11 protein-coding genes are annotated in these 13928 nt (G+C 41.8%); 9 read left to right on the top strand and 2 right to left on the bottom strand.

The genetic code is table 11. The annotated features are described in order from the left end of the window. Positions 1 to 53: 53 nt before the first annotated feature. The 9 genes from ACMUMK_RS02065 to ACMUMK_RS02025 all read left to right on the top strand — a co-directional run bounded on the left by ACMUMK_RS02065 (position 54) and on the right by ACMUMK_RS02025 (position 11794). The gene (locus ACMUMK_RS02065) at positions 54 to 908 is read left to right on the top strand and encodes a heme/hemin ABC transporter substrate-binding protein (RefSeq protein ID WP_414699467.1); all 855 of its coding nucleotides are present in this window, start codon (positions 54 to 56) and stop codon (positions 906 to 908) included. Beyond that, entirely contained in the window at positions 895 to 1986 is a 1092-nt protein-coding gene (locus tag ACMUMK_RS02060; protein WP_414699466.1) for a FecCD family ABC transporter permease, read from the top strand. The genes ACMUMK_RS02065 and ACMUMK_RS02060 overlap by 14 nt, the downstream gene beginning before the upstream one ends. Further along, a complete protein-coding gene (locus tag ACMUMK_RS02055; RefSeq protein WP_414699465.1) occupies positions 1979 to 2767 on the top strand; it encodes an ABC transporter ATP-binding protein in 789 nt (262 codons plus the stop codon). The genes ACMUMK_RS02060 and ACMUMK_RS02055 overlap by 8 nt, the downstream gene beginning before the upstream one ends. A 64-nt stretch (positions 2768 to 2831) precedes the next feature. After that, positions 2832 to 3572 (top strand): HugZ family protein, encoded by a 741-nt coding sequence (locus ACMUMK_RS02050; RefSeq protein ID WP_414699464.1) that lies wholly within the window; start codon positions 2832 to 2834, stop codon positions 3570 to 3572. A 328-nt stretch (positions 3573 to 3900) separates the two neighbouring features. After that, positions 3901 to 5091, top strand: coding sequence for an efflux RND transporter periplasmic adaptor subunit (locus ACMUMK_RS02045; protein WP_414699463.1), 1191 nt, complete (start codon positions 3901 to 3903; stop codon positions 5089 to 5091). Positions 5092 to 5094: 3 nt separating this feature from the next. Then, positions 5095 to 8262: an efflux RND transporter permease subunit gene (locus ACMUMK_RS02040; protein WP_414699462.1), complete on the top strand. Its 3168-nt coding sequence runs from the start codon at positions 5095 to 5097 to the stop codon at positions 8260 to 8262. After that, positions 8255 to 9676: an efflux transporter outer membrane subunit gene (locus tag ACMUMK_RS02035; RefSeq protein WP_414699461.1), complete on the top strand. Its 1422-nt coding sequence runs from the start codon at positions 8255 to 8257 to the stop codon at positions 9674 to 9676. Before ACMUMK_RS02040 ends, ACMUMK_RS02035 begins: the two co-directional genes overlap by 8 nt. A gap of 106 nt (positions 9677 to 9782) precedes the next feature. Next, positions 9783 to 10475, top strand: a complete 693-nt coding sequence (locus tag ACMUMK_RS02030; RefSeq protein WP_414699460.1) for a response regulator transcription factor — start codon at positions 9783 to 9785, stop codon at positions 10473 to 10475. 2 nt (positions 10476 to 10477) lie between these two features. Continuing rightward, positions 10478 to 11794: a sensor histidine kinase gene (locus ACMUMK_RS02025; RefSeq protein ID WP_414699459.1), complete on the top strand. Its 1317-nt coding sequence runs from the start codon at positions 10478 to 10480 to the stop codon at positions 11792 to 11794. A 55-nt stretch (positions 11795 to 11849) separates the two neighbouring features. Here ACMUMK_RS02025 and add read toward each other — a convergent pair whose 3' ends face one another. Together add and ACMUMK_RS02015 are read right to left on the bottom strand one after the other, a co-directional pair. Then, the gene (add, locus tag ACMUMK_RS02020; RefSeq protein WP_414699458.1) at positions 11850 to 12854 is read right to left on the bottom strand and encodes an adenosine deaminase; all 1005 of its coding nucleotides are present in this window, start codon (positions 12852 to 12854) and stop codon (positions 11850 to 11852) included. 353 nt (positions 12855 to 13207) lie between these two features. Then, positions 13208 to 13928: hypothetical protein (locus ACMUMK_RS02015; protein WP_414699457.1), on the bottom strand; the 721-nt coding region annotated here is incomplete at its 5' end.

Below are 13928 nucleotides of genomic sequence, written 5' to 3'. Positions count from 1 at the left end.
AGGACTGAACATTCAACTAGTCCTGTGTTTGCTATCTTCATTCGAGATTTATTATGAACAAACATCTAATTGTAGCCATTTGTATGTCAATGCTTGCACTGTCAACAGCAGCATTTGCCCACAGCGATATGCGGGTAATTAGCTCTGGCGGCAGTATCACAGAAGTGATTTACGCACTAGACAAACAAGACTTAATTGTAGCTGCAGATAGCACCAGTCATTACCCTAGGGCCGCCGCGGCATTACCCAAGCTTGGGTATTTTAGACAACTTAGTACAGAGGGAATTTTAAGTTTTCATCCCACCCATTTAATTGGTGCCCAAGCCACTGGCCCAGATACTCTATTCCCAGAGCTAAAAGCCGCAGGCGTTGAAGTGTCCATATTGGGAGAGCAGCGTGATTTAGCAGGGCTAAAACAGCTCATTAGCCAAGTAGGTGAGATAGTCCACGCGCCTGTCAAAGCTAAAGAATTAATCGAACAAATTGACAGCCGCGTGTCCCAGTTAAAAAAGCAGGCCCAAGGACTAAAGCCCATTACTGCACTTTTTATTTTATCTGACAGTGACCGTGGATTAACGGTAGCTGGGGCAAACACTGTGCCGCAAGCCTTGTTTAACGATGCAGGTATTACCAATGCAGCGCAACAAATGCGTGATTATAAAGTCATGGATAACGAGTCCATATTAGCCGCAAATCCAGATATAATTTTTGTTGCTAGTCACAGAATACGCAGTGACCAAGAAGTCCAAACTTTATGCCAACACCCAGCTATTAAAGCCACCACAGCGGGGCAAATCTGTAAGCCCGTTGTCATGGAAAGCAGCAGTGCCTTGGGATTATCACCTAGATACCCAGAAGCCCTAGAACATATCATCAAGAAGGTACAGGCATTTCATGCCAGAGGCTAACGCATCTCAGCTGTTGCAACTTGATTTAGACAAGCGGCGCAACAAGTATATAAAGCAAATACTTTTGGCTTTACTTGGCTGCGGCTGTTTAATATTGCTTGGTTTACAAGCGGGTAGCTACGAGCATTCTGTTTCTGAACTAGTTGATGTCATTAAACAGAAAATAACAGGACAAGACCTGCAAGGTCAGCAGCGCATTCAGTGGTATATCTTTTCTGAACTTAGAGCGCCGCGGATTGTGATGGCCATAATGGTCGGTGCTCTATTGGCTATGTCTGGCTGCGCCATGCAAGGTTTAGTACGCAACCCCTTGGCAGACCCAGGATTAATTGGGATATCTGGTGGCGCGGCGGCCGCTGCTGCAACGGCACTACTGATAATTAATCATCACCCCGAATATGCCCTAGGTGGTCCGTATTTAATAGCCGGCTCTGCTTTTGCTGGTGCCTTACTCGCCGTGTGGATAGTATTAAAAGTAGCCAAAACGCCCGCAGGCCTAGCGATTACCTCTTTGATACTAGCCGGGGTGGCAGTAAATGCCTTAGCGGGTACTCATATTGGCGCCATTAACTATATCGCCAATGACGATGCCCTAAGGCAAATTACCTATTGGACTATGGGCAGCTTAGCAGGCATTTCATGGGCCAAAGTATTATTTGTAGGGGCATTAGCCTTACCTGTGATTGCTATGTTTATCCATTTAAGACAGCCTTTAAATATGCTCGCCTTAGGTGAAAACGAAGCCCAGTGCATGGGTTTAGATGTGTCTAAATATAAGCGCTTAACCTTATGGTTAGTGGCATTTTCTGTAGCTTTAGCCACAGCACTATGCGGCATTATTGGTTTTGTGGGATTAGTGGTACCCCATATTTGCCGCACCCTTTTTGGAGCAGACCATAGATACCTAGTGCCTGCCTGCGGGGTATTTGGTGGAGGCTTGATGTTAGTAGCCGACATTAGTTCACGTTCGCTGTTTCCACCGCTAGAAATACCTATTGGAATAGTCACCTCAGCTGTGGGCGCACCGTTTTTCTTGTATCTACTGGCAAAACAAAAGGGGAAGCTATCCGGTGTTTAATATCAACAACCTCAGTGTTAGCTATAGCCAGCAGCAAATACTCGAAAAAATAAATTTGCAGGTTAACAGCCGCGATTTTATCACTATTATTGGTGAAAATGGCTGCGGTAAATCCACTTTGTTGCGCTGTATAGCTGGCCTACACAGCGAATTTACTGGCAATATTCAGTTAGAAAACAAAGAGCTAGGTGATTGGTCAACCAAAGCCTTAGCGCAAAAACGTGCTTTTGTGGCGCAAAGTAACCAGGTTTACTTTGCATTTTTAACGGAAGACGTATTGCGATTAGGTCGAGCCAACCGAGCTGAAACGAATCAATACACCACCAATTTAATCTGCCAAGTTGCTGAACAGGTGGGTATTTCCCACTTATTTGGCCGCGATGTACGCACTTTGTCTGGGGGTGAGCGCCAACGGGTATTTATTGCTAAAGCTTTGTTACAACTGATGCCAGATATGAACGACGCTGAAACTCTACAGCCATTCACTGGTAAGTTGCTCTTGCTAGACGAGCCAACCTCAGCTTTAGATTTTCGTTTTCAAAAAGCCACTATGGATTTGATGCAAAGATTTTGTGAGCAAGGTTTAGCAGTAATATGCGTAAGCCATGATATGAATTTAGTTTTACCCTATGCCACCAAAACCTTACTGCTAGCCAATGGCCGTTGCTTAGCACAAGGCCCTGTAATTGAGGTAATTACCGAAGATAATTTATTTAAATGTTTTGGGGTGAGGCCGCGATTAATCCCGCAGGACAATGCCATCCCGTTTGTGACACATTAATTGCTAATTACCTTGATATATAAAAGCCAAGTTAAATAGCACAAGTTTATTAGGAAGAATCAAAATGAAAAAAGAACAACACGTATTTGATGCTAAAACACTTACCCGTCAACAACATTCTGGCGTGTTAAGCACACTGTCAGTGTCTGTGGCAGGTTACCCTTTTGGCTCAATTGTTCCATACTTTATGACCCATGAAGGTAATTTGATCATTTACATCAGTGATATTGCTCAGCATACACGTAATATAAAGGCAGATAACAAAGTCTCTATGACTATTTTCGATAACCTAGCAGATGACTCGCAAGCCTCTGGCCGCGTCACAGTGCTAGGTGATGCAGAGATTATCAAAGATGAAAAAATTGCCGAGCAATACTACAGCTTGTTTCCCCAAGCCATTGGCTACAAACAAACTCACGACTTCAACTTTTACGAGATCAAAACCAAACGAGTTCGTTATATTGGTGGCTTTGGTAAAATATTCTGGATCAGTCAAGACGAATGGCAAGTATCAATAGAAGATTGGCAAAGCACAAGCGCAGCGATAGTTGAGCATATGAACGATGACCATTTAGACGCCATGCAGTTAATTGTTGAACATCAATTCAATATAAAAGCTAAACAAGTCAAAATGTTATCCGCCTTTAATGAAGGCACTCATATTGCCGCTGACGAACAAGTTTTATACATGCCGTTCGAGCAAGTATGTGTCGACTCTCAACAAGTTAGGCAACAATTAGTCGCAGCCACTCATGCTGCAAGAGCGGCCTTAACACCAAGTAGCACCGAAAAATCTGAAGCTTAGAGAGTAACAGAGGCGAACTTGCTTCTGCTCACTATGTATCCATACTGATTCAGTCATTGCAGCGGCAAGCAGGCTTTTATAGCTTCTTGCCATGCAAAAAAACTTGGCTCAACACCTAAGTTAGTTTTAACCTAGCCCTTGTAAACAGCCCTCAAAATAATAATTCCCCAATATCTTCAAATCTTTGAGTTTCTTTAACCTTTTCTTAACCATGGCCTTGTTATATTCCATGCAATTGTTGGTTAATGCATTCGTTTTTTAACTAAAGAGCAACAACTTGAATGCACCGGCCAAACCTTTTTAGTGTATTTATTGAGGAATACGACAAATGAAATACTCCATACGCATAACAGCTTTGGTACTGCTTACAACTGTTCTTGCTGCTTGCCAAGAAGAAGCTGCAGCGCCACAAAGTATGCCTGCTCCTGCTGTTTCTTATATCAAAGTAGAAACAAGCCAACATAAAATTGATACCCAAATGCAAGGGCGTGTTGCTGCGTCATTAACCGCTGAAGTTCGCCCACAAGTGGGTGGAATTTTAGAACAACGCTTATTCAAAGAAGGCAGCTCTGTTAAACAAGGTGATTTGCTTTATCAAATTAACCCTGCCACTTATGAAGCAGCTTACAATGAAGCAAAAGCAAATTTAAACAGCGCTAAAGCATCGGTTGAAACCGCAAAATTAAAAGATCAGCGTTACGCTACCTTATTAAAAATTGAAGGTGTATCACAACAAGATGCTGATGATGCACATGCCACTTACCTAGAAGCTGTCGCTGACATTGAAAAATATGAAGCAGCATTGGCTACCGCTAAAATCAATCTGGAATTCACTAAAGTAAAAGCGCCGATTACTGGAAACATTGGGATATCGAATGTCACTCAAGGTGCTTTAGTGACAGCCGAGCAAACCACAGCATTGGCCACAATACGTACGTTAGATCCTATTTACGTGGACATGACTAAAAGCAGTAAAGAGTTATTAAAGCTGCGCCGTTTAATGGGCGAAAGTGACATAACTCAAGGTAGCACAGAAGTTACTCTAACCCTTGAAGATGGCAGTGAGTATGACCACAAAGGAAAACTCACTATGCAAGAAGTCTCTGTTGATGCTTCAACGGGCACAGTTACTTTACGTGCGGAGTTCCCTAATCCAGATGGCATCTTATTACCAGGCATGTTTGTACGAGCGGCGGTAAATGAAGCTATGGATACCCATGCTATTTTAGTACCACAACAAGGCATTTATCATGCGGCAAAAGGTGAAGCCTACGCTTATGTCATTAATGATGAAAACAAGGTAGAAAAGCGCATAGTAACTACGGTTAGCGCGGTAGATAACAAGTGGTTCATTGACTCTGGCTTATCTGTTAACGATAAACTTTTAGTTGAAGGCCAAAACAAAATCCGCCCCGGTAGCACAGTTAACCCAATTCAGGTGGAAATGGACAACTCTGGCACTATGATTACCGTTGCCGACAAACAGAGTCAAACTCCTTCATTAGCAGGAGGCTTATAATTCATGTTTGCGCGCTTTTTTATCGACCGCCCAGTATTTGCTTGGGTTATCTCGATTATTATTATGCTATCGGGTATCGCTTCAATTATGTCGTTACCGATAGCTCAATATCCAAATGTTGCACCTCCTGTAATTAGTATCAGTACATCTTACACAGGAGCCGATGCGCAGACTGTTGAGAACAGTGTGACTCAAATATTAGAACAGCAATTAACTGGCCTTGACGGTTTGCTGTACTTTTCATCTTCGAGCACATCAGACGGCTCAGCTTCGGTTAGCGTTACATTTGAGCTAGGTACCGACCCTGATTACGCGCAGATTCAAGTGCAAAACAAGGTACAACAGGTTACGTCACGCTTTCCAGAGTCAGTACAAACACAAGGTGTCACAGTTACTAAATCAAACAGTGACTTCTTACTTGTTACTGCTATTTACGATGAAAACAACCAAGTATCTTCATATGATATTGCAGATTACATCTCTTCAAATATCGAAAATGAATTAGCACGCATAAATGGCGTGGGTGATACCCGAGTGTTTGGGTCTGAGTATGCCATGCGTATCTGGCTAGACCCTAACAAACTGGCCTCATATGAATTAATGCCATCGGATGTTACTAGCGCTTTAAGTGCCCAAAACGTGCAAATTGCTGCAGGCAAAATTGGTGCTGTGCCCGCATTAGATAACCAAGAGTTAAATGCAACTGTCACTGCACAGTCTATGATGTCTACCCCAGATCAATTTCGCAAAATTATAGTTAAGTACAACACCAGTGGCGCGAACGTACTTTTAGAAGACGTTGCAAGAGTTGAAATAGGCAGTGAAAGCTATACCAATATATCCCGTTTAAATGGCCACCCCGCATCTGGTATTGCAGTCATGCTTGCCCCCGGAGCCAATGCCCTAGATACCGCTAACTTAGTAAAAGAAAAAGTTTCTGAGCTTGCTAAAAGCTTACCTGATGGCTATCAAGTGACTTTCCCAAGGGATAGCACAGACTTCATCAAAATATCTATTAGTGAAGTAGTACAAACACTTATAGAAGCCGTAATACTGGTTGTTATCGTTATGTGGTTGTTTTTACAGAATTGGCGAGCAACCTTAATACCAGCTATCGCAGTACCAGTGGTGTTACTAGGAACCTTTGGTGTGCTTTCAGCATTCGGTTTTTCCATAAACACACTTACTATGTTTGGCATAGTGTTATCAATAGGCCTATTGGTTGATGATGCCATAGTGGTAGTAGAAAACGTTGAGCGCCTTATGCGAGAGAAAAACCTCTCTCCTCGGGATGCAACCATTGAGTCTATGTCTGAAATAAGCAGTGCCCTTATCGGTATTGCAGTGGTTCTTTCTGCTGTATTTTTGCCTATGGCATTTTTTGGTGGCTCTACAGGTGTGATATATCAGCAATTCTCTGTTGCGATTGTATCTTCTATGACCTTGTCAGTTATCGTAGCCTTGACGCTTAGCCCCATGCTTTGTGCAAGCTTGCTGACCAAAACCGAACACCATACTAGTGAAAAAGGTTTTTTTGCTAAATTTAATCGCTCGTTTGACCGCTTAACTACCTCTTACACAGGCCATGTTAAACACATCATCAGCCATAAAATTCGCTGGATATTGGTATATGGTGTCATCATTGCAATCTTAGGTTTACTCGTTGTACGTATGCCAACTGGTTTCTTACCGCAAGAAGACCAAGGCAGCACTATGTTTCAAATAAGCTTACCATCTGGTGCTTCAATCAAACGTACGATTGCCGTTGCAGAGCAAGTAGAAGAATATCTGTTAACCGAAGAAGCCGATGATATTACCCGAGCATTTACTATTTCTGGATTTAACTTCACAGGAACAGGACAAAATGCCGGTATGGGGTTTGTTGGATTAACACCTTGGAGTGAGCGTCCTTCTGAAGAGCAAAGCGCAGATGCGTTAATCGCCCGCATGAATAAAAACCTTTCATCTATTCGTGATGCCAGTGTATTCGCCATGCAGCAGCCGGTCATTCGGGGATTAGGCCAAAGCAACGGCTTTACCTTTGAATTACAAGCAGCCTCAGGAACCAGTCGTGAAGAGCTAGTAGAACTTAAAGATGAACTACTTAACAGAGCCAGACAAAGTGAATTGCTTACTGGAGTCCGTGAAGGAGCTTTGAGTGATACTCCTCAACTGAAAATAGATATAGATAATACCAAAGCCACTAGCTTAGGCTTAGCACTGTCAGATGTATCAAGTACCTTGACCTCTGCATGGGCCGGCTCATACGTAAATGACTTTATTGACAATGGTCGAGTGAAGAAGGTTTATGTGGAAAGTGACGCACAATTTCGTTCCAAACCAGAAGACTTATACCAGTGGCATGTAAGAGGAACCAATGCAGATGGCGACGCCACCATGACGCCGTTTTCAGCCTTTAGTTCTTCATCTTGGTCTATGGCACCCCAAAGCCTATCGCGCTTTAACGGTATTGCTTCTTATCAAATACAAGGCGCCTCTGCGAGTGGCGTAAGTTCAGGCCAAGCTATGGCTGAAATGGAGCGTTTGGCTGATGAAGTAGGCCAAGGAAAGTTAAGTTATGCTTGGAGCGGCTTGTCTTACCAAGAAAAGATATCCAGTGGACAATCAACAGCCCTGTATGCCATCTCTGTTTTGGTTGTATTCCTAGTGCTAGCCGCGCTATATGAAAGCTGGTCTGTTCCTTTCTCGGTAATTATGGTTATTCCGTTAGGCTTAGTAGGAGCGGCGTTAGCCAGTACAATGCGAGGGCTAGACAATGACATCTACTTCCAAGTAGCTCTGCTTACTACCATTGGACTGGCGTCTAAAAACGCGATTCTAATTGTAGAGTTTGCTGAGGCCTCATATCAAAAAGGTTCGTCATTGATAAGCGCGGCAACTGAAGCTGCAAAATTACGCTTACGCCCGATAATCATGACCTCATTAGCCTTTATGCTTGGTACCTTACCCTTAGCACTGTCTTCAGGAGCTGGTGCTAACAGCCGTATATCAATAGGTACAGGTATTGTTGGTGGAACCTTTACGGCAACAGTTTTAGGGATTTTCTTTGTACCTATGTTTTTTGTGTTAATTCGTGGTTTCTTCCCAAAAAGACAACCCGTATATGAAGACAATAACTCAGCTAAAACATTGGAGAACCAAAATGATTAATGTTTTACCTCGCACAATAACCCGCATGGCTATTGTGCCTACAGTGGCTGTTTTGTTTTTAGCTGGCTGTACCTTAGCCCCTGAGTATTCTCGCTCAGAGTTGCCTGTACCAACTGAGTGGCAAGACGCCCCCAGCACAGACACAAATGGCCTGTCTAATCAACAAGCCATAACTGTACCTTGGCAAACCTTCATTAAAGATGAACGCTTAAGCCAGTTGATTGAACTGGCTTTAAATAGCAATAGAAGCCTGCGCCAAACCTTGGAAGATGTTGAGTCTGCTCGGGCAACCTATCGTATTCAAAAAGCAGACTTGTACCCACAAATTGATGCAGGCCTGTCGGGCAGCCGCGCTAAGGTATCCTCTGGAACAATCTCTACCGAGTACGAAGGAACCATAGGCTTAACTAGCTATGAGATAGACCTATTTGGGAAGAACCAAAGCCTAAGCACAGCCGATTTGGAGTCTTATTTAGCCAGTGAAGAAACCGCCAAAGCTGCCCAAATTACCCTCATTGGCGAGATTGCAAATGCTTGGTTAACCCTAGCGGCAGATAACAACCAACTTAGCCTTGCTCAAGAAACTGAGGTAAATGCTCAAAAAACCTTAGATATTACGAACAAGCGCTTAGAGTTTGGGATTGACTCAAAAATTGACGTTGCCAGTGCAGAAACCGTCTATTACACAGCAAAATCAGACATTGCCACTTACACCACGCAAGTGGCACAAGATCTTAATGCATTACGTTTACTGGTTGGTGAGGAGTTTGATGAGAGTTTACTCCCAGACGCGCTACCAGAAGGATACCAACTTGTTGGTGATGTACCTGCAGGTTTGTCTTCTGAGCTACTATTACAAAGACCAGATGTGTTGGCCGCTGAACATAACTTAAAAGCAGCAAATGCAGACATTGGAGCCGCTAGAGCGGCGTTTTTCCCATCGGTATCATTAACTGCTACAGGTGGTTTAGCAAGCTCAGTAATAGCTGATATATTCACTGGTGGAGCAAGCTCAATATGGGCAATTGCACCTAGCATTAGCTTGCCGATTTTTAGTGCGGGAGCAAATGACGCAGCCCTAGAATATAGCGAATCCCAGCAGCGAAAATACTTAGCTGCCTATGAATACGCTATTCAAAGTGCCTTTTCTGAAGTGGCAGATGCCCTTGCCAGACGTGCCACCATTCAAGCGCAAGTGGAAGCAGAAGAAGCATTGGTGAGCTCAGCCACAAAAAGTTATGACTTATCATTAGCGAGATACAAAGGTGGTATTGCCACATTCCAAACTGCTTTAGAAGCACAAAGAACTATGTATCAAGCGAAACAATCTCTAATCGTGAGCAAGCAAGCTGATTTAGATAATAGAATTACCTTGTATAGAGTATTAGGTGGCGGTTTAGCTCAAAACAACTGAACTTAATTGAGGGCATAAGCAACTGTTTTGTGAAAAGTAGCGACTTTATTCACATAACAGTTGCTCCCTCAGTGCTTGAAAATAAGCGAGAAAGGAATACAAATTAATGATGAATGTACTCTTGGTTGAAGATGATATCGACCTTGCTACAACCATAGTTGAGTATCTAGAAATTGAATCTATTGATTGCGACCATGCCAGTAATGGCTTGATGGGATTACAGTTAATCGAAAGCAATCAATATCAAATGATTATGCTAGACATCAACATGCCTAAAATGGACGGCTTCACCCTTTGCAACACCCTACGAGAAAAAGGCATAGATATTCCAATATTGATGCTAACTGCAAGGGACAGCTTAGAAAACAAACTACAGGGTTTTGAAGCGGGAACCGATGATTATTTAGTTAAACCCTTTGCCATGAAAGAGTTAGTTGCCAGGGTACGAGTTTTAGGAAAACGCAAAAGCGGCGAAGCTAAAACCCTTAAAGTTGGAGACTTAACCCTAGATTTAGGGCAATCAAACGCCTATCTAAAACAGAATAACTTAAAATTGACCCCAATAGCTTATAAGCTATTAGAAGTATTGGTACGAACCAGCCCTAAAATTGCCAGTCGGCAACATATAATGCAAAGCGTATGGGGTAATGATCAACCAGACAGCAATAGTTTAAAAGTACATATTTATCATTTACGAAAACAGCTTGAGAGCATACCAAGCAACGTGAAATTAGAAACCGTGTCTGGAACTGGCTTTATTCTAAAAGTCGAAAACAATGCGGATACAATTGGAGAGTAGTAGTGAAAATTAGACCAAGCCTAAGGTTATATTTTTTCATCAGTGTACTTTTGCTTGGTACTATCATGGCCATTGGCTTTTCATTTTTAAGTGTTAATTATTTTGTAGATGGTCTCGACAGAAGCCTAAAAGGGATTATGTTCGAGTTAGCCAAAACCCCTAATATTAAAGATGGACATCCTGTAAATGTAGCAGGTATCAATATCGCTAGCAGCTGGCAAGATACGCCTGATATCATACAAGAACGCTTTGTTACACCTCCTTCAAAAATAGGAAATTTACAAAAGCAAAAGGTGCAAACGACCATATTTAATATGCCTAAAAGTGTATATTTTGTGGTGTTATATGAAAGCCCAACAGGTGAAAAAAGGTTTATTTCTAAGGTGATGCTTGAAGAAGATTTTATTGCCTCACAAAAAGTAAACACTCCAAGTAACCGATTACAATGGACCTTAATGGTAGCCCTTTCTGCCATAACATTGTTTGCATTTTTACTGGTTATGATAATGGGAAAAATTGCAAAACCGGTTGAGTCATTAAAGAACTGGGCTAAAAATCTCAGCCCCAAAAATGTGCAAGATTCACCACCTGATTTTAGCTATCAGGAGTTAAATGTTTTAGCTTCATTAATACAAAGTAGTTTAATTTCTACCCATCAAAGTTTAGAGCGTGAACAGCGGTTTTTAAGTTACGCCAGCCACGAAATACGCACACCTATTGCGGTGATACGCAGTAATGTAGAGCTACTACAAAGGCTCAACGAAAAGCAACCTAGCAGTGAAAAACAACAATTAGTATTAGAGCGTATTCAGCGAGCTGGGCTAACTATGAGCAACTTAACTGACACCTTATTGTGGCTAAGTCGTAATGAACAACTCAATGTATCACCTGAGCCTTTAGACTTAGAGAGAATCATCAAGCAAGCCTGCATCGACTTAGAGTATTTGCTTAAAGGAAAACAAGTAGAGATTACCGTCGAAAGCGAAGCACACCAAGTCCACACCATAGCAGTGGCCTGTCATATTGTAATAAACAACTTGATCCGCAATGCTTATCAACATACCCAACATGGCCAAATAGTCGTTAAGCAAAGCGGCAGTCGAGTCACCATCATTAACAGTAACTCTAAAGAGAACAACCCCCAGAAAACAGTAGACTCAAATGGTAAGCCTATTAGTTTCGGATCTGGCTACGGCTTAGGTTTACAACTCAGCGAAAAAATAGTGGAGCACCATGGCTGGCTTTATGAAAAAACCAACGGCGAAGAGTATTACCAAGTGGTTGTTGATTTTGAAAAAAACACTAGCGCTACAAACTAAGATTACCCTCCTCTTTTACGAGAGAACTAAATATGCGTAGCGCTACCTTTAGTACCTAATGTTGTTTTACAAAGTCATCTATTTGCGTAAGGTAGTTATTTTTAGTGTCATCATCTAGCCATGCCACTTTAAATGCATTACTTACCATAGTGGTAATTTGCTGCTGATCAAAACTGCCCTCTTTTTGTAACTCTAGAAAGTTCTCGTTTAAATAAGCCCTAAAGTAGGCTGGATCATCTGAATTGATAGTCACTAACATGTCTTTATCTAGCATAGTGTGAATTTCATCAGATGTGAGGGATTGCACCACAAAACGGTTAGATACTGGGCACACAGTTAAGCCTAGCTTTTTATCTTTAATCATTTCACAAAGGGCATCGCTCTCTAATGAATTGACGCCATGGTCAATGCGGTCTACTTCAATGGTATTTATACACTGGTCGATATGAGTAAGGGTATTTAACTGATTGACATCACAGTGCATAGTCAGCTTTAACCCCATAGCTTTAGCCTTAGCAAATACCTCAGTAAACTTAATGGGCGGGTTATTGCGCTCATCGGAATCTAGACCCACACCCACTAACCAATCAAGGTAAGGCTCAGCCATTTCTAGGTGTTCCATGGCAGACTCGGCACTCATATCCCTTAAAAAGCACAATATTAACTGACTCTTGATGCCTAGCTTTTCTTCAGCATCTAATTGCGCCTTATGAATACCGGTGATCACAGTATCAAAGCTTACCCCTCTGGTAGTGTGACCTTGGGGATCAAAGAACAGTTCGGCATACACAATCTCTTGACTGCGGGCTTTGCTCAAATAGGCATAAGTGAGTTGATAGAAATCATCTTCATCTAGCAGCACATTCATACCCGCATAATAAATGCTTAGAAACGAAGGTAGATCATGAAAATCATAGGCTGCAACTAAAGCTTCTGGTGTTTCAAAAGGAATATCTACACCATTCTTTTTTGCCAATGCAAAACTAAGTTCTGGCTCTAAGGTGCCTTCTAAGTGCACATGTAACTCTGCTTTAGGAATATTTTCGATAAAGGATTGCATAAGTGAGTCTCTTAAATTGTTTGTCTGATTACTAAGCAAATTCAATACCCATCTCAGCGTATCTTGATTTTAGGTATCTATATTAAAAAAGTGCGAAGTTAATCTACCTATTACCTGCAAACACACAGAACAAGCTGCACTAAGCAAGTGCACTTTTTGACGCAAGTGAGACTTATAAGAAATCACACTTATTAACTACAACTATTTCAGCCCCTAAAAAAAGAAAGCTCAAACTTTAATAAAGTTTGAGCTTTTCGTTGTCCATTATTGACTGGCTATTGATGGTTATAACCAAGCAATTTGTGTTCTCTTTCTTTAAATTAATAACAGAGATGTAATGTATTTTAAAATTGTTAATTATTAACCGGCGTAACTTTCTGCAAGTTTATAACGTCTTCAAGATCAGTAGCTGTCACGCGAATAGGCGTGACAATCAAACTACCATCAGTTAAGCCTGCAGCAACTGAAGCATCGATAGTAATCACCTCTGTTGCGCCTGCAGCAATACTAGCAAATGCCCAAATCGCTTCTTGTGTTGAAGACAACGAACAAATGTCATTTAAGCAATTAAATGAGTTTGGCTCTACATCAATGGTATCATGAAAAGATATTTCACTAGGCGTACGTAGCTGAATATAAACATCTTCAACTGCTAACGCACTGTTATTTGATACTTCAAGTACATAACTTAAGATACTGCCAGACGAAACACTTGTTGACAAAGTACTCATGTTAGCACTCAAAATTGGAGAGTCTGTAGAAACAGTAATCGTAAATTCTGATCTAAGATCTACCTCAAGGCTACCCTCAAAACTCAAGTATGCCATTATTCCAAGAACCTCCCCTCCAACAACAGAATCATTGGATATGACATCAATTTGGCGAGTAAAAGCAGATCCAGACGACACTGAGCCTTCAGTCCACACCACTACACCTGCGCTTTCCTCAACTCCTCCATCACTTATACTACTTACCGTTACTCCAGCTGGAAGTTCAACTCGCAACTCAGTCTCATCCAAACTACTTGAGTCAATGTTCCCTAGGTCAACCATATAACTGAAGCTTTCACCTGCT

The organism is Paraglaciecola sp. 2405UD69-4 (assembly GCF_047525415.1).
Classification (GTDB): Bacteria; Pseudomonadota; Gammaproteobacteria; order Enterobacterales; family Alteromonadaceae; genus Paraglaciecola.
This window is presented reverse-complemented; position numbering and strand designations above follow the sequence as displayed.

What these genes read in the sequence shown, in the direction of transcription:
- ACMUMK_RS02050 (WP_414699464.1), top strand. Translation starts at nt 2,832, where the DNA reads ATGAAAAAAGAACAACACGTATTTGATGCTAAAACACTTACCCGTCAA.
- add (WP_414699458.1), bottom strand. Translation starts at nt 12,854, where the DNA reads ATGCAATCCTTTATCGAAAATATTCCTAAAGCAGAGTTACATGTGCAC.
- ACMUMK_RS02035 (WP_414699461.1), top strand. Translation starts at nt 8,255, where the DNA reads ATGATTAATGTTTTACCTCGCACAATAACCCGCATGGCTATTGTGCCT.
- ACMUMK_RS02045 (WP_414699463.1), top strand. Translation starts at nt 3,901, where the DNA reads ATGAAATACTCCATACGCATAACAGCTTTGGTACTGCTTACAACTGTT.
- ACMUMK_RS02030 (WP_414699460.1), top strand. Translation starts at nt 9,783, where the DNA reads ATGATGAATGTACTCTTGGTTGAAGATGATATCGACCTTGCTACAACC.
- ACMUMK_RS02040 (WP_414699462.1), top strand. Translation starts at nt 5,095, where the DNA reads ATGTTTGCGCGCTTTTTTATCGACCGCCCAGTATTTGCTTGGGTTATC.
- ACMUMK_RS02060 (WP_414699466.1), top strand. Translation starts at nt 895, where the DNA reads ATGCCAGAGGCTAACGCATCTCAGCTGTTGCAACTTGATTTAGACAAG.
- ACMUMK_RS02065 (WP_414699467.1), top strand. Translation starts at nt 54, where the DNA reads ATGAACAAACATCTAATTGTAGCCATTTGTATGTCAATGCTTGCACTG.